General features: G+C 38.7%; 21 protein-coding genes and 1 pseudogene. 6 read left to right on the forward strand and 16 right to left on the reverse strand.

Features of this window, described 5'->3' with window-relative positions; all coding sequences use genetic code 11:
- Window positions 1-148: 148 nt before the first annotated feature.
- Window positions 149-1,771: a long-chain fatty acid--CoA ligase gene (locus ACTWQM_RS04220; RefSeq protein ID WP_443256904.1), complete on the forward strand. Its 1,623-nt coding sequence runs from the start codon at window positions 149-151 to the stop codon at window positions 1,769-1,771.
- Window positions 1,772-1,907: 136 nt separating this feature from the next.
- Here ACTWQM_RS04220 and ACTWQM_RS04225 read toward each other — a convergent pair whose 3' ends face one another.
- Window positions 1,908-2,942 (reverse strand): NAD(P)H-dependent flavin oxidoreductase, encoded by a 1,035-nt coding sequence (locus ACTWQM_RS04225; RefSeq protein WP_443256905.1) that lies wholly within the window; start codon window positions 2,940-2,942, stop codon window positions 1,908-1,910.
- 186 nt (window positions 2,943-3,128) lie between these two features.
- On the opposite strand from ACTWQM_RS04225, the gene ACTWQM_RS04230 reads away from it, so the two are divergent.
- Together ACTWQM_RS04230 and ACTWQM_RS04235 are read left to right on the forward strand one after the other, a co-directional pair.
- Window positions 3,129-3,932: a serine hydrolase gene (locus ACTWQM_RS04230; RefSeq protein WP_443256906.1), complete on the forward strand. Its 804-nt coding sequence runs from the start codon at window positions 3,129-3,131 to the stop codon at window positions 3,930-3,932.
- 2 nt (window positions 3,933-3,934) lie between these two features.
- Window positions 3,935-5,227 carry a hypothetical protein gene (locus ACTWQM_RS04235; RefSeq protein WP_443256907.1) on the forward strand — a complete coding sequence of 431 codons (1,293 nt, stop codon included), beginning with the start codon at window positions 3,935-3,937 and terminating at the stop codon, window positions 5,225-5,227.
- Between the two features lie 1,052 nt (window positions 5,228-6,279).
- On the opposite strand, the gene ACTWQM_RS04240 is transcribed toward ACTWQM_RS04235, so the two are convergent.
- The 4 genes from ACTWQM_RS04240 to ACTWQM_RS04255 form a co-directional block, all read right to left on the reverse strand.
- Window positions 6,280-9,444 (reverse strand): DEAD/DEAH box helicase, encoded by a 3,165-nt coding sequence (locus ACTWQM_RS04240; RefSeq protein WP_443256908.1) that lies wholly within the window; start codon window positions 9,442-9,444, stop codon window positions 6,280-6,282.
- 141 nt (window positions 9,445-9,585) lie between these two features.
- Window positions 9,586-9,720: a YvrJ family protein gene (locus tag ACTWQM_RS04245; protein ID WP_443256909.1), complete on the reverse strand. Its 135-nt coding sequence runs from the start codon at window positions 9,718-9,720 to the stop codon at window positions 9,586-9,588.
- Between the two features lie 160 nt (window positions 9,721-9,880).
- Window positions 9,881-10,096 carry a DUF2922 domain-containing protein gene (locus tag ACTWQM_RS04250; RefSeq protein WP_443256910.1) on the reverse strand — a complete coding sequence of 72 codons (216 nt, stop codon included), beginning with the start codon at window positions 10,094-10,096 and terminating at the stop codon, window positions 9,881-9,883.
- A gap of 31 nt (window positions 10,097-10,127) precedes the next feature.
- Window positions 10,128-10,352 (reverse strand): DUF1659 domain-containing protein, encoded by a 225-nt coding sequence (locus tag ACTWQM_RS04255; RefSeq protein ID WP_443256911.1) that lies wholly within the window; start codon window positions 10,350-10,352, stop codon window positions 10,128-10,130.
- Between the two features lie 259 nt (window positions 10,353-10,611).
- Between ACTWQM_RS04255 and ACTWQM_RS04260 the strand changes: the two genes are divergently transcribed.
- Window positions 10,612-10,890, forward strand: a complete 279-nt coding sequence (locus tag ACTWQM_RS04260; protein ID WP_443256912.1) for a hypothetical protein — start codon at window positions 10,612-10,614, stop codon at window positions 10,888-10,890.
- Here ACTWQM_RS04260 and ACTWQM_RS04265 read toward each other — a convergent pair.
- From ACTWQM_RS04265 to ACTWQM_RS04285, 5 genes and pseudogenes are all read right to left on the reverse strand, one after another.
- A pseudogene (locus tag ACTWQM_RS04265) lies at window positions 10,877-11,107 on the reverse strand (TSUP family transporter); the annotation flags it as partial. The gene ACTWQM_RS04260 and the pseudogene ACTWQM_RS04265 overlap by 14 nt on opposite strands.
- Before the next feature lie 120 nt (window positions 11,108-11,227).
- Window positions 11,228-11,824, reverse strand: a complete 597-nt coding sequence (locus tag ACTWQM_RS04270; RefSeq protein WP_443256913.1) for a superoxide dismutase family protein — start codon at window positions 11,822-11,824, stop codon at window positions 11,228-11,230.
- Window positions 11,825-12,302: 478 nt separating this feature from the next.
- Window positions 12,303-12,812, reverse strand: a complete 510-nt coding sequence (locus tag ACTWQM_RS04275) for a DoxX family protein (protein ID WP_443256914.1) — start codon at window positions 12,810-12,812, stop codon at window positions 12,303-12,305.
- Window positions 12,813-13,160: 348 nt separating this feature from the next.
- Window positions 13,161-14,792, reverse strand: coding sequence for an aryl-sulfate sulfotransferase (locus ACTWQM_RS04280; protein ID WP_443256915.1), 1,632 nt, complete (start codon window positions 14,790-14,792; stop codon window positions 13,161-13,163).
- Window positions 14,793-14,821: 29 nt separating this feature from the next.
- Window positions 14,822-15,031: a hypothetical protein gene (locus ACTWQM_RS04285; RefSeq protein WP_443256916.1), complete on the reverse strand. Its 210-nt coding sequence runs from the start codon at window positions 15,029-15,031 to the stop codon at window positions 14,822-14,824.
- 78 nt (window positions 15,032-15,109) lie between these two features.
- Here ACTWQM_RS04285 and ACTWQM_RS04290 point away from each other — a divergent pair, with 78 nt between their 5' ends.
- Entirely contained in the window at window positions 15,110-15,448 is a 339-nt protein-coding gene (locus ACTWQM_RS04290) for a DUF3889 domain-containing protein (RefSeq protein ID WP_443256917.1), read from the forward strand.
- A 163-nt stretch (window positions 15,449-15,611) separates the two neighbouring features.
- On the opposite strand, the gene ACTWQM_RS04295 is transcribed toward ACTWQM_RS04290, so the two are convergent.
- The 6 genes from ACTWQM_RS04295 to ACTWQM_RS04320 form a co-directional block, all read right to left on the reverse strand.
- Window positions 15,612-15,860, reverse strand: a complete 249-nt coding sequence (locus ACTWQM_RS04295) for a hypothetical protein (RefSeq protein ID WP_443256918.1) — start codon at window positions 15,858-15,860, stop codon at window positions 15,612-15,614.
- Window positions 15,861-16,507: 647 nt separating this feature from the next.
- Entirely contained in the window at window positions 16,508-16,939 is a 432-nt protein-coding gene (locus ACTWQM_RS04300; RefSeq protein ID WP_443256919.1) for a DUF1801 domain-containing protein, read from the reverse strand.
- Complete coding sequence (locus tag ACTWQM_RS04305; RefSeq protein WP_443256920.1) at window positions 16,932-17,450, reverse strand: DinB family protein; 519 nt, start codon at window positions 17,448-17,450, stop codon at window positions 16,932-16,934. The genes ACTWQM_RS04300 and ACTWQM_RS04305 overlap by 8 nt, the downstream gene beginning before the upstream one ends.
- Before the next feature lie 190 nt (window positions 17,451-17,640).
- Complete coding sequence (locus ACTWQM_RS04310; RefSeq protein WP_443256921.1) at window positions 17,641-18,099, reverse strand: hypothetical protein; 459 nt, start codon at window positions 18,097-18,099, stop codon at window positions 17,641-17,643.
- Between the two features lie 47 nt (window positions 18,100-18,146).
- Window positions 18,147-18,704, reverse strand: a complete 558-nt coding sequence (locus ACTWQM_RS04315) for a histidine phosphatase family protein (protein ID WP_443256922.1) — start codon at window positions 18,702-18,704, stop codon at window positions 18,147-18,149.
- A gap of 22 nt (window positions 18,705-18,726) precedes the next feature.
- On the reverse strand, window positions 18,727-19,158 hold the full coding sequence (locus ACTWQM_RS04320) for a VOC family protein (RefSeq protein WP_443256923.1): 432 nt from the start codon (window positions 19,156-19,158) through the stop codon (window positions 18,727-18,729).
- A 151-nt stretch (window positions 19,159-19,309) separates the two neighbouring features.
- On the opposite strand from ACTWQM_RS04320, the gene ACTWQM_RS04325 reads away from it, so the two are divergent.
- Complete coding sequence (locus ACTWQM_RS04325; protein ID WP_443256924.1) at window positions 19,310-20,395, forward strand: N-acetylmuramoyl-L-alanine amidase; 1,086 nt, start codon at window positions 19,310-19,312, stop codon at window positions 20,393-20,395.
- Window positions 20,396-20,500: the final 105 nt, after the last annotated feature.

Consider the following 20,500-nt stretch of genomic DNA (forward strand, 5'->3'; position numbering starts at 1 on the left):
AGAACTTCTCATAATTTCCATTCTCATTTTACCACGGATCAATGATCTCCTCCTTTTGCGAAACTTATTTACAATGTTTTTCTAATAATCCGAATAATATGATATTATAGAAGTATGCTTGTATAATATATAAAAGGAGATGTTTCGTATGATGCAAGTCCCATTAACAGTTGGACCCATGCTTGAACATGCAGAGAAATTTTTCTCAAAAAAACAAGTCATCTCGCAAACGCACGATAAGCTTCACCGGCTTACATATGCCGATATCGGAGAAAGAACAAGGCGCTTAATGAGTGTTCTCGAAGGTTTGGGCATACAAAAAGGTGATCGAGTTGGTACACTAGCCTGGAACCATCACCGGCATTTGGAGATATATTTTGCCGCACCAGGTATGGGGGCAGTGTTGCACACCATTAATATTCGATTATCCCCTGAGCACATTATTTACATTATAAATCATGCGGAAGATAAGATTTTATTTATTGACGAAGACGTTTTACCCCTCATCGAAGCCGTACAGGATAAGCTTCAAACAGTTGAAGCATTTGTCGTTATGACTGACAAGTCCGAACTTCCAGAATCTACTTTACAACCACTTTATTCCTATGAAGAATTACTGCATGCAGGAGATCCTACACATGAATTTTCAAAAACAATCGATGAAAATGACCCAGCTGGAATGTGCTATACATCCGCTACAACAGGTAAACCTAAAGGTGTTGTCTACTCGCATCGCGGGATAGTCCTGCACAGTTATGCTCTCGGACTAGCTGATTCAGCCGCGGTATCAGAATCTGATGTATCAATGGCTGTCGTACCACAGTTTCACGTTAATGCTTGGGGGACTCCCTTTGCATGTACTTGGTTTGGATCTACACAAGTCATGCCTGGACCACGGTTCACGCCAAAACGACTTGCCGAATTCATAGAAAAATTTAAAGTCACTATTACTGCAGGAGTTCCAACTATATGGTTAGGATTACTGCGGGAACTGGAACAAGGGGATTATGACACGTCAAGTTTACGTGCAGTACTTTGCGGCGGTTCAGCCGCTCCGAAGGGACTTATCCAAGCATTCGAGCAAAAGTATAAGATTCCATTCATCCATGCCTATGGCGCAACTGAAACAACACCACTCGTGACGCTTTCCAGACTGAAGAGCTACCAGGAGGAAGAACTAAGTGACGATGATAAATTGGATCAACGTGCAAAACAAGGCGCACTGATACCTGGTCTCGATATGAAAATCATGGGTAATGATGGCGAAGTTGCCTGGGATGGTGAACAAATGGGTGAGTTACTCCTTCGCGGGCCATGGATAGCCGATGAATACTACAAGGATGAACGAAGCGAGAATACGTTCGTTGATGGTTGGTTCCATACTGGTGATGTGGTAACAGTAGACGAAGAAGGTACACTTAAAATTGTCGATCGTACGAAGGACCTGATCAAAAGTGGCGGAGAATGGATTTCTTCCGTTGATTTGGAGAACGCCCTTATGGCACACGATGCTGTCTTCGAGGCTAGTGTTATAGCAATTCCAGATACTGAATGGCAGGAGCGACCAGTTGCATGCGTAGTTTTACACGAAGGGTTCGCAGACAAAGTCGGTAAGGATGATATGCTTGAATTTATCCGTCCACAATTCGCAAAATGGTGGCTGCCAGATGATGTACTGTTCTTCGATGAGATCCCTAAAACATCAGTGGGTAAATTCCTGAAGCGCCAGTTGCGTGAACAGGTAAAAGAACATTATAATATGCAAGGTTAATTAGGTTATGAGGAAATCGGCTAAAACGCCGATTTCTTTTATTATTTGTAGAGAAATGTTCTTCTTATCAGGAGTTATCGACCTGAGTTTCTGGTTATCAACCTGATCCAGAAATTGTCAACTCATACTAAGGAGGTTATACTAACGACTGAATAATTTCAGCAACTGTTTCTTCTTTTTCAATATTTCCAACACCCTGCCCTGCCCAAAGTGATTGGACATCACCAACAGCGAATTCTTTTCCGGCATTCCGAACATCCTTTGTAAGCTGGTTTTGGATTGGAAAAGGCAATGGCGGAATTCCACTCGCCTCCACTTCTGCTATGAATCTATTATTGATAGCGCGTGCGGGTCGGCCAGAGAAGACTTTGGTAATTTTGGTATCATTTGTTTGCGCCTTAATGAGTGCTCTTCGATATGCTTCATTTGTTCCAGCTTCTTTTGCCATCAGAAACCGTGTGCCTAGCTGAACTCCAGCTGCACCCATAGCCAATAATGCTTCGATTTGATTCTTTTTATGTATTCCTCCAGCTGCTATAACCGGCAATGAGACGTTGTCCGATATTTCCTGCAGCAGCACATGCAAACCAATATTGCTTCCATTCGGATATTTTTTCATATCAAATGTGCCACGGTGCCCGCCGGCTTCATTCCCCTGGGCGACAATTGCGTCGTATCCTGCATCCTCCAATTGTTTAGCCTCATCAAGATTTGTAGCCATCCCAATTAGGGTGACGCTATTTCCCTTTAAGCGTTTAATCAAAACAGAAGACAAAACACCAAATGCTGTGCTTACTATAGGAATATTTTCCTCCAGTATGACATAAATTTTTTCTTCTAAATTGTCTTTCACTTTAACCGAATCTTCTCCTGGGTCAATATCCAATTCATTTCTATAGTTATTTAATAAATGTTGCATTTTCTGAATATCAGTGGAGAACGTCTCCAGGTTGGTGGCAAATAAATTAACTGCAAATGGATTATTGGTTAGGATTTTCACTTGCTGAATGTTTTCTTTTAATGCTGACGCACTCATATATCCAGCTCCAATCGTGCCAAGTGCTCCATTCTTAGTGACAGCTGCTACCATTTCTGGAGTTGTAATTCCTCCAGCCATTCCTGCCTGCACTATAGGAACTTCAATACTCAGCTTTTTAAGTAAATCATTCAAACAAAACCCCTCCTATTCTATTTATTCCTCTTACAAGAATACCATATTTAGTAATAGCTCCTAAAACTTTCCTAACTTTCCTTCTTGACAATATTGTGAAAATTTCGTAATATGTTAGTGTTAACGAATAGTGTCGCTAAATATACCGTAATTTGTGAAATTTAGTATAAGGATGTGGAGGTAAACGTGAATCATGCGCAATTGGAAGCTGGTATTCGTACTATTATCAGCAAAACGATAGACAAATTCTCTATTTTCATACGTACTGATGATGGCACTATTGCTATCAATGCCTATGAACCCAGAAAAGCAGCTAGCTTGGTAAAACTACCTATCCTAATTGAAGCCTTTCGCCAACTCGAAGCTGATCTGTTCCGCGCTGACACTTTAGTATATATTGAGCAAGATATGAAAGTCGGAGGGGCAGGAGTAATAAATCACCTTACTAGTTCGAATGTATATAGTTATAAAAATCTGATGGAATTAATGATTATCATTTCAGACAATACGGCAGCCAACCTTATCCTAGATAAGATAGAGATGGATCAGGTTAATATATTGGCAAAACATTTGAAATGCGAGCACACACTGATTCAACGCAATTTTATGGATACAGTATCACAGGCAGCTGGATTTGAGAATTACACAAGTGCATCCGATATGTGTCATTTCCTAACGATTATTGCTAATCGCGGCAAGACGATAAATGACAACAGCAGATCACAAATTCTTGAAATATTATCAAACCAGCAACTCAATGGTAAGCTTGCTAGTTATCTACCATTTGATTCAAATGTAAAGCTATACCATAAATCTGGAGAATTAAACGGTGTTGAGCATGATGCTGCTATTCTTGAATATCAGAACAAACGTGTTGAGGCTGTTGTTATGAGTGAAGGCTGGGAAAATAATGGAATAGGAAAAAGACATATTGCAGACATTGGAAAGCTATTAATTGATTACATAACATCCAATCTTGAGGAGGAGTAATAGTGAAGGTAAAAATTGCTGTTTTTGGGCGCGAAAAACTAGTTGATCGAATTACTAAATATGTTGAAAAACAAGAGGACATTGAAATTTTCCCATTTGTTTATTCAGAATCAAAGGAAACTGCAGAATTAGTTGAAAAAGCATTTATGTGTGATATCTATTTATTTGCAGGGTCATTGCCGTACTTATACGCAAAGGATAAGGTAGAGAAGAAAAGACTTCCAGCTGTTCAGGTTGATTTTGATGAATACATGATTTTAACATCTTTTTACCGAGTCAGAAATCATCACAGGCAAGAACTGAATAGATTTTCAATCGATGTGATGAGTCAAAGAAATATCGATAAAGTACTCGATGAGATGGAATTAAACAACGAGGAAATATACACGTATAGTTATGGAAATGATCAACCTGTAGATATTGAACGGATTGCCAAATATCATGAAAACCTGTGGAATGAGGGTAAAATTGATTACGCCTTAACATCGATTGAAGAGGTTGAGTCTATTTTAGTGGATAAAGGTATTCCCACAAGCTGCATGAGAATCCCCTTATTAAATATTGAACGCGCAGTTGAACAAGCCGTATCGTTCGCAACCCTAAACCAATCTAAAAGTGCTCAAATCGTTGCTGGATACGTCCAAATAAAACAATTTGATCAAATAAAAGCTGAAAAAGGTGACTTTCAGGCACAGCAATTACAGTTAAAGCTACACCAAATTCTATTAAGATACTCCCAAAAAACATATGCTTCTGTTCTATCAAATGGCAACGATAAGTTTGTTATATTTGGAACAAGAGGAATCTTAGATCACATCACTAACCACTATCGCGATTTCCCGCTACTGAAGGAAATGGAACGCGCCTTAAACACCTCGGTAGATATCGGATTCGGACTAGGCCTTACTGCTAAACAAGCCGAAGATAACGCAAAGTCAGCATTGGAAGCTTGTAATCAGTCAAACGACGGAACATGTTATATCGTAAACGAACGACAGGACACCATTGGCCCACTTGGAGTGGAAAAGGAATTTAATACATCGGAATTGTACCGTTCCTTAATTCATCAGGCAAAACTGAACAATGAGCTATCCTATAACTTTATTGAATTTATAGAGATTAGAAATAATGAGCCTTTCTCATCCAATGACATTGCAAGTTATTACCGTGTCACAAAACGGAGTGCAGAACGTACTGTTAAAAAACTATTGTCAGGCGAAGTCATTAAAGTAGTAGGCGAGGAAAAACCATATTTAAAAGGACGACCACGGAAATTATTTCAATTGGATCAGTAATCAGCCGGGTAATGCGTAGTTGCTCTGACACCTTCTCTATTTTTTGTAATGAAACTGCTACTCTCTTAAGTTGAATACCAGCAAAAAGTGGCTGGGACATAACTAAAAATTTCCACTTTAAAGATGTATAATATTTGGGCAGGATGTTTATAACATTCATTATCAATTGTTCAATAAGTAGTTGATATATGATGCGACGTACTGTGGAAAAATAATTTCGGTCTAGGGCACCGCTGCGGAAATACACTTCGCTGGATTGTGTATTACAAACCTAAAAATAAACGAATGTTATTGTGATAGTAAAAGAAAAACTCTAAATCATTTAAATTAGCAACTCAAAGAAATGCGCAGTTCTTTATAAATCGAACTGCAGGGAAATATTCACTTTCACCGATCCGGCCGGATACCAAGGCTGCATCTGCTCAATCTGATGTTTTCACAGTTTCTTCTTAGTCACAGGCACGCCCTCCAGCCTCCTCGTGACGCTAAGATCACTTCTTCCGGGGTCCTCAGGCACGTGAAGTATCCCTATGGCTAAGAAGCAATGTCACGATAAGGATATAGTGACAGCAACACCCGGCGTAGGAAATACATGAAGACTCCAGCGGGAATAGCAACAGCTGAAGATCCCGCAGGAAGTGGCTTTTACTACCGAGGAAGCTAAAGCGTTGCCCGCGGAAAGCGAAATGTATTACCGAAGCGGTGTGAAGCACTCAAGTATTTATTGCAGTACGTCCATCACACAGCTAATCAGCAACAAATAACCAGATATAGGCTATCTGGTTTTTTGTGTTAAGATTTTTTGTTGTTAAATAAATAATTCATTATATCATCGAAGAATGTTACTGAATCGGTTATTAGAAATATAGGTAGGAGTATTATGGCTAGTACTACTGCTAGGTTGGATACAAAAAATTTCACAAATCCTTTAAGCACACCAACCAATCTCACCATCCCCTTTATGGATTCTATGAAGCTTCTATAATTATAATAACCTATTTAAATTTTCATCAAACGTGCGTAAATCAAAAGAAATTAAAAGGATTCAACCCTTAAATATTGAGAAGTTCCCGGACATCATCTTCACTTAGGCTAGACAGCATCGTTTCGCCCGGCTGAATTACTTGATCAATCAGCTCACGTTTTTTCTGCTGGAGGTCATATATTTTTTCTTCGATTGTCCCCTCTGTAATGAGGCGAATTACTTGAACAACATTTTTTTGGCCAAAACGGTGCGCACGCCCTGTAGCCTGGTCCTCCACAGCTGGATTCCACCATAAGTCGTATAAGATAACGGTATCTGCACCAGTTAAGTTTAACCCTGTTCCACCTGCTTTAAGTGAGATGAGAAATACATTATTTTCACCATTATTAAAACGCTCACTCATCTTTACGCGGTCCTCTGAAGCTGTTTGCCCATGCAAATAAAAATAATCAATTTCCTCTTGTTTCAGTTTCTCAATAATAATCTCGTGCATGCTTGTGAATTGTGAGAATATCAGCATCCGCTTCCCGTTTGCAATTGCATTTCGAACGGTATCCATTAACTGGTTCAACTTACCTGATTCTCCTTGGTAATTTTCCACAAAAACGGATGGATGGCAGCAAATCTGACGCAACCTAGTCAACCCCGCCAGAATCTTCATCCGATTTTGGTTGAAGCCACTTTCTTTCATAGACTGTGCTGCTTCTTGCTGCACCTCGCGCCAGTAACCTACATACAGATCCTTTTGGTCCTTTGTTAATTCTGATACATGTACTGTTTCAATTTTATCTGGCAGTTCTTTCAATACATCTTTTTTCAGACGGCGCAAAATAAACGGCTTTGTCAGCTGGGCAATTTTTTCATGTGATAATTTTTTGAAACTACGTTGATTTGGCATTAATCCCGGTAAAATAACCTGAAAAATTGCCCATAGCTCATCAATCGAATTTTCAATTGGTGTTCCACTTAAAGCGAACCTTCTACTTGCTTTAATTTCACGAATTGCTCGCGACGTTTTTGTTGCATAATTTTTGATGTACTGCGATTCATCTAAAATCAATGTTTGGAACGATTGCTCGCGATAAAGCTCTATATCCTGGCGCAGTGTAGCATAGGATGTGATCCAGACATCCATATCAGTTAATTCCTCAATCTTCTTCGCACGTTCCAATGGTGCTCCAGTTAAAATTGCCACATTCAAATCAGGCGCAAACTTATCACATTCATTTTTCCAATTATATACAACTGATGATGGTGCAACAATCAAATGCGGCTTTTCACTAGGCTCTGATAGGATATAAGCGATACTCTGGAGCGTCTTTCCAAGCCCCATGTCGTCAGCCAAAATACCTCCAAGATAATAGGCACTTAATGACTTAAACCATTGATACCCTGTCATCTGGTAACCTCGTAATGTTGCATTGAGATTTTCCGGCAGTGGATACACTTGTTCCTCCGGGGATTTCAGCTGATGCAGAAGCTTACGAAAAGACGGGTCGTAACTCTTTTTTGTGTCGATTAACTCATCAACCTGTGCACCACGGTAGACAGGCATTTGAACATTTCCATCCTGTAAGTCATCTTTTTGAATATCCAGATCATCGAAAAGCTGCTTCATTGAGGAAAATTCGTCTCCCTCAAGAGAAAGTAATGCACCGCTTTCCATTCGGTAGTAACGCTTCTTCTCCATGACAGCATTAAGAATCTGGCTGATTTCCGAATCATCCACACCATCAATATTAAAGCCGATTTCGAGCAGATTTGAAGATGATTCATGCCTTACACTTGTACTCGGGGATGGCTCGTTTTCTACGATGAAGTTCCGTATCTCCGAAGTAAGAAATAGCTCAACATACTTATCAAGCAATGGCAGTACATTATATAGAAATTCATATAGACTTTCTTCATCTGCTTCGATATATAATTCTTTACCATTGTAGTGAAAATTTGCGTGCTCAACCAGACGCATAATCTGCTGTTCTTTTTCAACATCACGAATAATGATGACATCATCCTGTTCACGGCCGCTAAACGGATCAATCTGGTAGTCACCATAATGGTATTCGAGTTTGCCAACAATCCAATCTGCCTGCACTTCCAGATATAACTTTGCGCGTAATGGCACCTGAATAATTTCTGCTGCAACATTTTCATCTATTTGTACCTCGCCGACCTTTTTGAGTGATGGGAGGACTTCGGAAATAAAAGAATCAGCCTGTTTTTTAGGAATAGGAAGTCTTTCGTTTTCTCTTCCCACCTGGGTGATCTGCTCGATTATTGGAATCTGTTCTTTTGCTGGAAAGAAAAACGCTCCATGTGAAAACAGCATCTGATATAGCTTGAAATAAGTCATGGAAGCCATATCGTCCATGGACAAAACCAGTTCCCCCTGTTCGTTTTTCGCAAGGTCAAAATGGAATGGCAATTCATCCTCCACAACATCAATGTGCTGAAAGCTCTGATCCCTTGTCTCGACAGTAAAGTCCCGTTTAATCAGCATATGCAATAGCTGCTTGGCAAGTAATGGCGGAATAACAACTGACCGCTCTGGTGAGTCCTGGTAATGATAAATACCACGTTCAAGGTATATTTTTTCATTACGTAATATAGAATACAGCAGCTCGAAAATTTCCATATCCTGCTGCAGGAAATAATGTGTTTCCGGACTGTATGTAAATGTTTTGGTAAAATAATGCTCGTTTCCTTGTAATACGTCGTCCAGAAAATCGTGTGCATTTTTAACAACAAGGCACCGTTTCTCACCGACTTTAAGCTCTAATAACAGATTACGTTCAAACGACCACTTGCCATAATACTCAACATGAAGTGGTATTTTTTGTGATAACACTTCGGATGTCGGCTGATAATCGGCTAATGAGGATATGGAATCAATCAGCCAATTAGTAGTTTGATAGTTATCACTCATTTTCCGGGGTGGATTATTTGTTTCTTTAGCAGTGATTGAAATTAATGTAGCAACAATATGCTTACACGAGCCATACGTGTCAAATGCTGGACAATCACAATATGCATCAACGGAACCCTTCGAAAAATCGGACGTATTAATTTCAACAAAATAATCCTCAGTTCCGTGTACAGTTGCAGTCCAAACTTGATAATTTATGTCATACAGTAATTCACTAACTAGATTTTTGTTGTAATACTCCAAACCGCGTCTATAGATAACGGATGGAAACATTTTTTGTATATTGATATCACGAAAACTTTTCAAAACACAAGTACCCTACCTTCTACCATCTCTTTATCTATTATTGTATATGACACGTACTGTTTTTTAAACTAAATACTTTTACAAGGATGGGATATTCTGAGGGAATTTATACCTTAAAAAAGAACTCTCATGCGAGAGCTCTTATTTCATCTTACTTGGCAGTGCCTGGATGGATACGATTAGATCATTAAGTTTACCTTCGATACGGTGTAACAAATAAAATGTTACCACAATCGGAAATCCAACTTCTGTCACAAAGGATAGCCATGTTTCCACTGAAATCACTCCTGTCTGATTTGAATTCTTGAGAAAGACATATCTGTTTAAAAATTGCCTTAGTTGCACTTATGCAGTGAGAAAGTAGTTATCTGTTAGAAAAGACCAGGGCTCTTTGCCACTGGTCTTTTGAACAGTTAATAAGGATTACCCTTAGCTATTATGCTAAGTCAACTTCAACGACATTACGTTCTACAATACGCGCACTCTTTTTTGAAACCAGATTGCCGCCTGATGATGAGAATGCGTCTTGTGTGATAATTTCGTCCATTGCACTTGTGACAGCAGCTGAATCAACGGGCTCAACTGGGTTGTCCAATGAATATGTCACAGTTTTACCATCCTCATTTAAAAATTTAAGTTCAAGCTTCTTCATTTTGTTTCCTCCTCCCCATTATTTTTTAAAATTATGCCTGACTGATTTCTGAGCTGTCATTACGTTCAATATTATAAAGCGGGCGTTCCTGAAGTCCTGCAAAAGCTGTAGCAATTGCATACAACTGATCAGCAGTTGCAGCTGGTTTAACGTTATTAAAACTTTTGGTTTTATAGATGATTTTGCCTGTTAAAATATCGTTGCCATCATCCAGCGTTAACGTCAACCGTGTTGTAACTATTTGCGATACGGCCATCTCGATCCCCTCCTTTCACCACTACTATCGAACCTCAGCAGCAAAAAGTGGCATCGAATAAATATTTAATTTTTCTGGTAGTATATTTTAGGATTTTGCATTCAACAGGACTTCTTTATGAATGCTTAGATTCAATAAAAGTTTTCAAAGCTTGACGGCGATCAATTTATTTAGGAGTAAAGAGTTCTATAATAAAAGTATAAAGAAAACAAGATAAACAGTTGCAGAAGAGGTAGGCAATGATGAAGACAGTCTTAGCATGTACACCACTCGGTGGGAACTTGATCCAACCAAAGGCCATGAGGATCAGTTCGAAAAGACAATATCAACGTTTGTATTTCAATCTTGTTTAAAAGAACACCCAAGAAAAGAGAGGATAAAAATGATTAAAATTATTAACAAATACAAAAACCATATTACCGCGATATCAGCTATTTTATTAGCTCTTGCAGTACTTACTCATGTCACAGGTTATCAAGGTTTACGCCAAGGAATCCTACTTGCAGCAACGCTTATCGAACTAGGCTACCGATTATGAATCGTTTAAGTATTTCCATATCGATATCCTTTTTTATTTTCATAATGAGCGAAATGGAGATTATTAGTGACAGAACCAAATTAATCTGAATCGCCTCACGTGGGTCAAATAATAGAAGTAAAAAAGGTGTTGCCATTATTGAAAAGCCAAAACCGGTGCTTGTTTGCAAGATTGAGGCAATCAGAACAATTATTGAAAATAGAATAATCTCAGCCAAAAAAACACCTTCTATATCGTTTACTAACACCCTGTTTAACAGATAGAAGCCAATGAGATGTTTTTTTCTATAATATTAATAAACCATGTGAAAAACCCGGGCATTATCCCGGGTTATGATCTATTCGCCAATTACACCACACGCTATCCGATCACCTGCATCACCTGATGGCTGTGACTTATAATCATCTGGTTTCGCATGGATCATTAATGCAGTTCCATCATTTCCAAGCAGGGAATTCTTTTTACCTTTTATCAGTGTTACCATATCATTTACACCTGCTGCTCGTACTGTTCCATCTTCTTCTACTACTATGTTCGGCAAATCTCCTGCATGTGGACCCTTTGGATGGTCAAACCCATGTTTCGCATCGGTAGGATTGAAGTGACCACCAGCCGATTTAAAATCAGGCGCCTCACATACTCCTTTTTCATGAATATGAAATCCGTGAGTACCTGGCGGCAAGTTCGAGGCATCAAGCGTAATGTTAGTTCCATCATGCACCTGTCTGATTGTTGCCATACCGATTTCTTCCATGTCACTATTATACATTGTTACATCAACCTTTGTCGTTTCTTCACTTAGGCTACCTAGCGTTTCTACACTCGTTTTGCTTCCATGGTGCTGGGTATTCTCCATTTCATCATCATTATCAGCACAACCGCCCAATACCATAAAAAGTATCAAAGCAGCTACTAAAACAACCCACCTCTTCATGTTTAGCAAGCTCCTTTCTGTTTTGGTGAAGTTCTTTTCTCAAACCTTATTCTGCACAAAACTGGAAAACTTAAACATTTAATGAAAGTGTAGTAAAATTTGTTATAATAAACGGAATATATATAGGAGGTTTATCTTATGGGAATTTTTGATGGCATGATGGGTAACGCATCTGAAGTTGATGCAAAAGACGTGGAAAAAGAACTTGGTGAACTATGTTCCGTTATTTTCAACAAATCCATCATTTAGATTTAGTTTAGGATCCTCATTCCGTTATTTCGCTTGTGAAGGCGCATATTCCATTGATCTTGTTCATTTAGCGGAATCAGGATCCTCTTCATACCTCTTGGAACTCCTTTTCCTGCATTTAGCCGAACGAGGATTCACATTGCCACCGATCTGTATTGGAATTAGCAAAAAAAAATACACACGCTTGTTTAACGTGTGTATTTTTTTCAATGCACTATATTTTTAATACTTAGGCAGTCACTGTCTCATTTTTATGTTTTTGATTAGGATAATGTGCTTTCAGGAATGGTACAACCCAGCGGTCTAATCCAAATCGACCTGCGTTATATCCAGCTACCAGGATGAACACTGTAATTAATACCATTTGAGCATTTGTGCTAACTGTACCACTAAATAAGAATGCAAAGTTCATTGTGATCGCCATTAGAGCTGCGAAGTTTGTAAAAATACCTAAGATTAGCGCTAATCCAACTAAGAACTCGCCCCACATAACCATGAAGCTGAATAATTCAGCGTTTGGCAATGCGAATGTTTCAAGGAAATTTGCCCACCAGCCTTGAACTGCTGGATGTTCCCCACCTGCACCAGCTATTGCTCCCTGCATAAAACCACTTGCATCAAAACTGCCTCCTGTTATTTTTCCATATCCTCCAGTCAGCCATTGGTACCCAATATATATTCTAAGAAATGCCAATACGCCAGCAACTACTTTATTATTGCGAATGAAATTTACAAACATGATATCCATCTCCTTAATGTTTTTTGGTTTGCTCAGTATTTCACAAGTTAACTTGAGTGAATCTCTTTACTACACTTATATAATAACATGGATTTTTTTAATTGTGGTTGGCTTGTTCAGTGTTTCACATTTTAGACGCAAAGTTATGACGGAGATGTGAACTTATAATAATAACTTTCAGGGTATGGTTATGATGATGCCGTTTTTACCATATGTATTTATTGGGCCTGTAATTAGCGACCCAAGCGGACTATTTACGCAATTTGGCAGCTAGAGGGATGGAGGGACAGGTTCCTTGTCCCAGGTAAAACGTAATTTGGGACAAGGAACCTGTCCCCCTGTCCCTTTTTATTTTTCCTCTGGATGTAATGGTAATCGGAAGGCCCGATAGGCTTGGCGATGGCTTTCCTTTTCAAAATCTGATATAACAATTTCATAGATTACATCTGCAGGCTGCTCATTGTTTACCTCGATTACTCTGCTATTCATGCCATCCTCTACCTCAATATATCCTGATGTGAGCATTCGATTTCCTGTATCATAGTGATAGTTTGCGTCTCCTACAATGCGTGAATATAATGCCTCCCCACGTTCTTCACCAAATGCCCAGACCTCTTCAACCGTCATTTTTTCTGGATTGATACGATACTGTACCATGCGGCTGAAATCTTCACTAAGTGGATCTTCACCTCTTGTGATCACAATATTATTGTCAAACAAGAGAATGTCCTCTGTCTGTTTGTTATTATCCTGATCAGGCATTGTCATCATCGCATGTGGCCCACCAGGAAACTTGAAGTCCTCTCCCTTTGGAGTCAATAAATATTTCTCATACGAGTCTGGCCATTTTTCATCAGCAGCAAGAATCCATTGTATGTCACCTTGTGGGTATGACTGCTTCATTATAAGATCCTGATGACGGCTGGAAATTAGAATCGAATCGTCCTTCTCATCATACCAGACTGCATTTTGGTGAAGCCAATCCCCCTCGTCAGAGCTTGGACCTTCATAGTCCTGGTAGATGGATTCCGGAAATACATCCCGATAACTAAACTCACGTACTGTTTCCCCTGTTTCCCGGTCAATCTCAATCATTTCATCTTCAATATATTCCGATTCTGTATCATGAACCGTCGCCAGAAAATTTCCATTAGGTAACTCTATCGCACCGTGGTGGACCAAGTTTGTATCTTCATAATTGCCAAGCTGGATTATATAGGAATTATAAACTTTCCCAAGCATGTCCATTTCCAGCATTTCATTGTATTTTTCCTGTCCCTCTTCCTTGGTAATGTATAACAGATTTCCGTTCTCAAGCCGTTCAAAAACATGTGAATTCCATAAGGTTGAGTACCATCTCACCTCTGCATTATGATCGACTGCATATACATACCGTGAGCTTGGAACAATAAATGTCATTCCATTTTCCATTTTTTCTGGATCGGACTCAACAACATTGGTTGTTAAGAAATCATCTGGTAATGGCTTTGTTTGGATTGTCACGGTACTGCTTATCGTTTCACCAGATTCAGCAGTCGCTTCGATGGTCACCGTATTTTCATAATCCGGATATAAGCCAAGAACAGATACGGAATGTTCTTTTTTAAACTGATCATATATATGCTGAACATCCCCGTTTTCATCTTTCCCCTCAACTGTTACAGTAATTTGTACTGGCTCATCTGTTTCAAACATAGTCAACGCTGTTAATGGGGTTACTCCATAAGGATTAACCTTAATAAGAGGATCATCAAAGGAATAGGTTCCCGCCGCATACTCATTTTGAAGTTTCTCTTCCATTTCCTTCTGTTCATTTATACGGGTTTTATCTTTTGATGACAGCTGTTCTATCTTTCCATCAGATTGAAAAGAAGGATCAATCTCCATAGTCTCATCCTTATTGTTCATAAATTCAATACCTATAAAAAACACAACAGTAACAATTGCGCTTATAAGATAGACTGTGAGTGTCTTGTTCATGCACGACTCTCCTTCTCTGAAACGTTACCTTATGATTTTTTTATTGCGTAAATAATAACATATATACCTGCCAGCGCTGTAACACAAGCTATTGTAAGGGGGATTGTGCCAATTTCTTTTAATGCCATGCTAAAATTATGAAATTCGGCAGCATAAATTGCAGATGCAATCAGTGCTGATCCATATATGATTGCGCTAACTAGTAGCAGTTTTACTCCAAAATCTATTTTTTCCATCATAGATCGTTTATCCCCCTTCATGTTTCGTATAAAAATCAGTCGTAATGACACAATAAACGTTAGATTGGAGGCTTGTACATGCGATTATTACTCATTTTACTCAGTGTATTTCTATTACTATTCTCAACCAACCTAGAAGCATTTCCGGTTCAACAAATTGCAGTTGCGGAAAAAGATATCCCTTCTTATGCTAAATGGGGAAGAATGGCTATGAAGGAGACACAAGCAAAATACCCTAATGCTGATATCATCGATTACCTTCACATAGGAAGTGAAACGAAAGATAGCTCCACAATTGAAAAATTCAAGTTGTGGTTAAAGGAAAATGACAAAGAGTTCGGCGTCTTCATTAACATAGAATTTAATTCCGAAACAGAAAAAGTTATCGATATTACATTCCGGGAGTCATCCAACTAAGATACCTAAACTCCTCCGCTTTTTCGTGCCATTGAACAATTACCGCTCCTCCCTTTTGATAACTTCTATTTTAATCATTAAAAGTCCTGCAAAAAGACGCATCCTTTATGGAAGGTATGCGCCATTTTTGTTGATTATTTAAATGCTCCCCGCTCAAATACTTCTAATATCGGCTCTTATGAATAGCTTCCTGTGCTTTATGCAGATACTTCTGTTTAACCTTAATATCATAGGTTGATGAAAAGTTTACACTTCCTAAATTCCCATTCATTGGTGTGGCTGATTTTGTTTTCGTGATTATTCCTGCGTCATTAAGATTACCTTTAACTCTTCCGTACTCCTCCAGATTTTGAGTGAAGCAAACAGTTTCCCAGCTATTTTCTTTAAAAAAATAAACAATGCGCTGCAGCATTACAAATACCTCCAGTCACTTACTTATGAATGAATTATTTTTCCATAAAATATTCCCTGGCAATAGAAGAAACCGGTGTAATCATTAATATATCGCGCCCCTCCACATTCCCCCTCTTTTTGATTAGCTTCACCGACTTTTCTAACCCTGCTGCTGCAACCACACATTATCCGGACAGTTTAGTTGATAGATATTTAATCAGCTTATGTTTATACTTATTAATATTGGTTTGTCCTTTATGAAAAAGTCTTATTGACAATTTCTACTCATTCGATAAAATACCTGCCTAAAAAACGCATTTCTTTATGCAAAGAAATGCGCCTTACTTACACGTACATAATTTTAAAGCTCCCCATTTCACCAAAATGGTTCCTGTTCATTGGACAGCTTTAACATAAATGGGTTTAGAAACAACGAAGCAATTATTACCGCTATTATGATCACCAATGTCGGCCACATACTAAAGTCAAGTAACACAGTAATTGGAACACAGCTAACGGCAAGAAATCTAACCATGACCTTCTCTGTTTTGACTTGGTTGTCTCATATTGTTTTTCACCACAATGAGGACATTTCATCCTAAAAGCCATAATTGATTGAATCCACGTCCATTCGTTCTCACAGTTTTGACAAATCGGCATTGCAAGTTATTCACCCTTCTCATTTGGATACATTTCTCTTAAAAATGCTATTGAACGGTTGATGAGTGCTTTTAACACATTAACATCAATATCAGCTACTTTATTGATATACACACACGCTTTTCCTGTTGTATGCTTTCCTAAATCTTTAAGGAATTCCTCTCGTTCCGTGTCACCTGTTGCAAAATACAAACTGATTTTCGCCTTACGTGGTGAGAAACCAACAAGCGGTGCATCGCCTTCGTGGCCTGATGCGTATTTATAATGATAGGAATCAAAGCCAATAATACTCGGCCCCCACATCTTCGCGGGATAGCCTGTCGTTTCCGTAAATATATCCAGCAACTTATATGCATCATCACGCTTTTTAATGCTGTCAACGCTTTCGATGAACTCTATCACACTATTGTCATTTTCCTTTGTTTTCAGTTCATACATTTGTGTCACTCCTATTTAATAGATTTTTCATATCTGTTGGGGTTAAAAGATCCGTATCAGATGGAATATATCCTAACTGCCTAGCCATTGATACAATTTGGCCTTTATGATGAAACTCGTGGGTGGTTGTATGTGTGAAAAGCCATAATACAGAGAGTTCCTCGTGATCTTCCTGCCAAGGAACTCGTCCTGTCAGTTTATATTCATACTTACCTTCGTATTCATCTATAAAACTGCAGACTAGGGTATCTATTTCATTAAAGACTTCTCTCATATATTTAACGTTACGTACATTTTCAGGGTTCACTGGTGTTATATTTTTCTTTAGTCCGAACTTACCCAGCCAGGACTGATAGCATTCAGCTACATGGGCATGGAGATTTCGTACAGACCCCCAGCCAAACCCTTCAATTTCCTTTACATAATCATCATGATCCAACTGTTCACATAAGCTAAAGAGCTGCTCTCTGGTATATTTAATTAAGTCGTACTGGCTTTTTAATAGATTCATAATGATTGACTCCCCTCTATGTTTAATTAACAAAAAGCTATTTCTTCTTACTGCGAAAAATTACGAACAGATAAAAAGATAACATAACAAAATAGATCAGGCCGATACCGAGCAAAACGCTAATAATAAACTCCACAGAAGTCCTCCCTTATTCATGCTCCCCAAGTACGGCTCAATCTCTTTTTGATAGTTATTTAATAAATTTTTCAGTTTCTTCCCGGAATTGTTCCACCAATGGCATCAGTTCATTAGTCATACGGTAGAATAATTCCTGGTTCATTTCCTTATCACTGTATATAATTAGCGAATTGAAAATCTCATTCAGAGTACCTTTAACTTTATTATATGAATCGGCATCACTATTTAGTAAATTACGAACGCCCTGTTCATAATTTGAGAGAAGCCTGTTAGCGTTTAAATCAGAAGATGTAGAGTGAAACGTTTCCAAGGTAGATATCTGTAACAAAACATTCTCCATAAGGGTACTGTCTCTCTTTTCTATAGCTCTCACAGTCCCTGTTATATGATTTTGAAAAATTAATAACTCCTTACGATACAGCTCACTCTCCATATCTTTGTTTGTTTCATATTGATTGAAAGAAACAACACCTAATATAACAATTAAGATGATGGTAATTGCTGCATACAACTTTCTCCTATTAATCTCCTGCCTAATGCTACGTTTTTTAATCTACCTTAATCCTCCCATACTCTTTTCACTTCCACCAAAGCTTTTTCATCGAACGTTAATTTATAGATATCCGGCATACTTAGCTCTTTCCAAAAATAAAAATCATATTTATTATCAAAATAGTTCATGATTATCGCCATAATATTGCCATGTGTTCCAACGGCAATTTTTCCCCCTTTATACTGTTCCAACAAATGCTTAATCGCCTTTAAGCCTCTTTGTTGAGCATGGTAATTTGACTCTCCCCCGGTCCACGCAAAATTATAATCTTGCCAAACTTTCGTTATAGCATCATCAAAATCATTAACAGGCTTTCCAGCTAACTTCCGCTCCTTGAGCCCTTCCTCTATAATAACTTCCTGTTCTATGTATTCTGCTATTCCTTCAACCGTCTGAATCGCACGCATATAAGGGCTAGATACCACTACATCAATGTTTTCAGATTGGAGCAATTCCGTAACCTTTTCAGCTGCAATACATCCTTTCTGAGATAAAGGCCGTTTTCGCTCATCAGGCGTATAAGTCGAGTGGGCGTGACGAACTAAATATATATTTGTATTCATAACGCTCCCAACACCCCATTATCTAATCAATAATTAACATATCATTCTCATCGAATTTCCAATCTTCGCCATAGGCAACTTCCCACATATAGCCATCTGGATCCGAGAAATAACCACTATACCCTCCCCAAAAAACACGCACAGGATATTTAACTACAGTACCTCCAGCTTGTTCAGCCTTTTTTATAACGTCATCAACTTCCTCAGTTGATTTTGCGTTATAAGCAAGGGTGATCCCAGAGAACCCTTGTTTTACAGGAGGCTGTTCAGCATTTATATCCTTCTTTAATTCTTCCAGCGGGTATAATGCCAGCTTTGTCCCGTTATTATCGAAAAAAGCAATCCCAGGATTATCGTCCGTTACTGAAGTCTGAAAGCCCAGTCCATCACGGTAGAACTTTAGCGATTCACTTATATTTGCGACACCAAGTGTTAATAGATTGATTCGGTTCATCATGATTCTCCTTTCTACTCTATTAATTAATTCTCTATTTCCCAAATAAATCCTTCATTTTTTGCTAGTTCTTTTGATTGATTTTGCAGAAAAAATGTTTATTATTTTTAATAAAGGAAATAAAATAACGACTACGTTTAAGGAGGATTTCATGAAACAAAAGCGATTTCTCACGATTTCTGGTAGTTTTCTGCTATTATTCTTTGTATTTATCCCCTCCGTTCATGCCGGTACCGGCCAAACATATGAGGTTGGCACTGATTCACTGAATGTCAGATCCGCTCCAGCCCACAGTGCTGAAGTAATCGGTCAGCTTGATGATGGTGACCGAGTAGTTGTTTTCGACAAAGCTTTTGGTTGGGTACAAACATATTACAACGGACAAGAAGCATGGGTGGCGTCGGATTATTTGTTTGCCGCTAATGGGGTTACTTCTGTTAACCAAAAGGAAATTACAGTTACTGCTGACGAGGTGAGGCTCAGAACAGGTCCAGGTACACAACATGAGATACTAGGATATGCTTCTTCTGGAGATACATACCCCATGATTAAAACAGAAAATAAGTGGAATAAGATTATGCTCAACGATGGATCTGTCGCATGGATTGCTTCATGGCTTACGGATACCAATAGGAGCAATCATCCAGCCAAAACTAGCGAAAATGACAATCATGCAACAAAGCAATCCAGCGGCTCTTTAGCAGGATACAACATCGTCCTTGACCCTGGTCATGGCGGTAAAGATCCTGGTGCTATTGGGATTGGCGGAACGTTTGAAAAAGGTATCATCATGGATACTGCTGATAACGTTGCAGAGCAGTTACGTGATGCTGGAGCGACCGTTATCCTGACTCGGAAAGACGATTATTTTATCCCACTTGAAGAACGCGTGAGGATCAGTAATGCTTATAATACACATGCCTTTATCAGTCTTCACTATAATGCATATCCATCACTGGCGATAAATGGTGTGAGCACTTATTTTCATTCCGGTGGGGATAATCGTGTTCTGGCAAGTGAAATTCAATCTGCCATTGCACAAAGAGTTCCATTAAAAAATCGAGGTATTATGCAAAAAGGATATCATGTGCTGCGGGAGAATAATGATTTGTCTGTGTTAATTGAACTGGGATTCATCACCAACCCTTATGATTTAGATACAGCTCGGACAGCGGATTATCATAATAATGTAGCAGCAGGTATTGTAGAAGGTTTAAAGAATTACTTTGATGAGTAAAGTGGAGGCGTGGCTGGGACAAAAGTGTTTTAGTTAAAGTGAGTGCAACTATGGCATTCACCAAAAGGTTTGGTGAATGCCTAGTTTTCTGATGTTGCAGACTAG

The organism is Virgibacillus sp. L01 (assembly GCF_052246775.1).
GTDB lineage: Bacteria > Bacillota > Bacilli > Bacillales > Amphibacillaceae > Lentibacillus.

Excerpts from the sequence above, each read along its gene's own strand:
- ACTWQM_RS04315 (WP_443256922.1), bottom strand. The coding sequence starts at position 18,704 with ATGAATACAAATATATATTTAGTTCGTCACGCCCACTCGACTTATACG.
- ACTWQM_RS04250 (WP_443256910.1), bottom strand. The coding sequence starts at position 10,096 with ATGAAGAAGCTTGAACTTAAATTTTTAAATGAGGATGGTAAAACTGTG.
- ACTWQM_RS04295 (WP_443256918.1), bottom strand. The coding sequence starts at position 15,860 with ATGCTGCAGCGCATTGTTTATTTTTTTAAAGAAAATAGCTGGGAAACT.
- ACTWQM_RS04255 (WP_443256911.1), bottom strand. The coding sequence starts at position 10,352 with ATGGCCGTATCGCAAATAGTTACAACACGGTTGACGTTAACGCTGGAT.
- ACTWQM_RS04305 (WP_443256920.1), bottom strand. The coding sequence starts at position 17,450 with ATGAATCTATTAAAAAGCCAGTACGACTTAATTAAATATACCAGAGAG.
- ACTWQM_RS04290 (WP_443256917.1), top strand. The coding sequence starts at position 15,110 with ATGCGATTATTACTCATTTTACTCAGTGTATTTCTATTACTATTCTCA.
- ACTWQM_RS04300 (WP_443256919.1), bottom strand. The coding sequence starts at position 16,939 with ATGTATGAACTGAAAACAAAGGAAAATGACAATAGTGTGATAGAGTTC.
- ACTWQM_RS04285 (WP_443256916.1), bottom strand. The coding sequence starts at position 15,031 with ATGATGGAAAAAATAGATTTTGGAGTAAAACTGCTACTAGTTAGCGCA.
- ACTWQM_RS04270 (WP_443256913.1), bottom strand. The coding sequence starts at position 11,824 with ATGAAGAGGTGGGTTGTTTTAGTAGCTGCTTTGATACTTTTTATGGTA.
- ACTWQM_RS04275 (WP_443256914.1), bottom strand. The coding sequence starts at position 12,812 with ATGTTTGTAAATTTCATTCGCAATAATAAAGTAGTTGCTGGCGTATTG.
- ACTWQM_RS04220 (WP_443256904.1), top strand. The coding sequence starts at position 149 with ATGATGCAAGTCCCATTAACAGTTGGACCCATGCTTGAACATGCAGAG.
- ACTWQM_RS04260 (WP_443256912.1), top strand. The coding sequence starts at position 10,612 with ATGTACACCACTCGGTGGGAACTTGATCCAACCAAAGGCCATGAGGAT.
- ACTWQM_RS04320 (WP_443256923.1), bottom strand. The coding sequence starts at position 19,158 with ATGAACCGAATCAATCTATTAACACTTGGTGTCGCAAATATAAGTGAA.
- ACTWQM_RS04325 (WP_443256924.1), top strand. The coding sequence starts at position 19,310 with ATGAAACAAAAGCGATTTCTCACGATTTCTGGTAGTTTTCTGCTATTA.
- ACTWQM_RS04280 (WP_443256915.1), bottom strand. The coding sequence starts at position 14,792 with ATGAACAAGACACTCACAGTCTATCTTATAAGCGCAATTGTTACTGTT.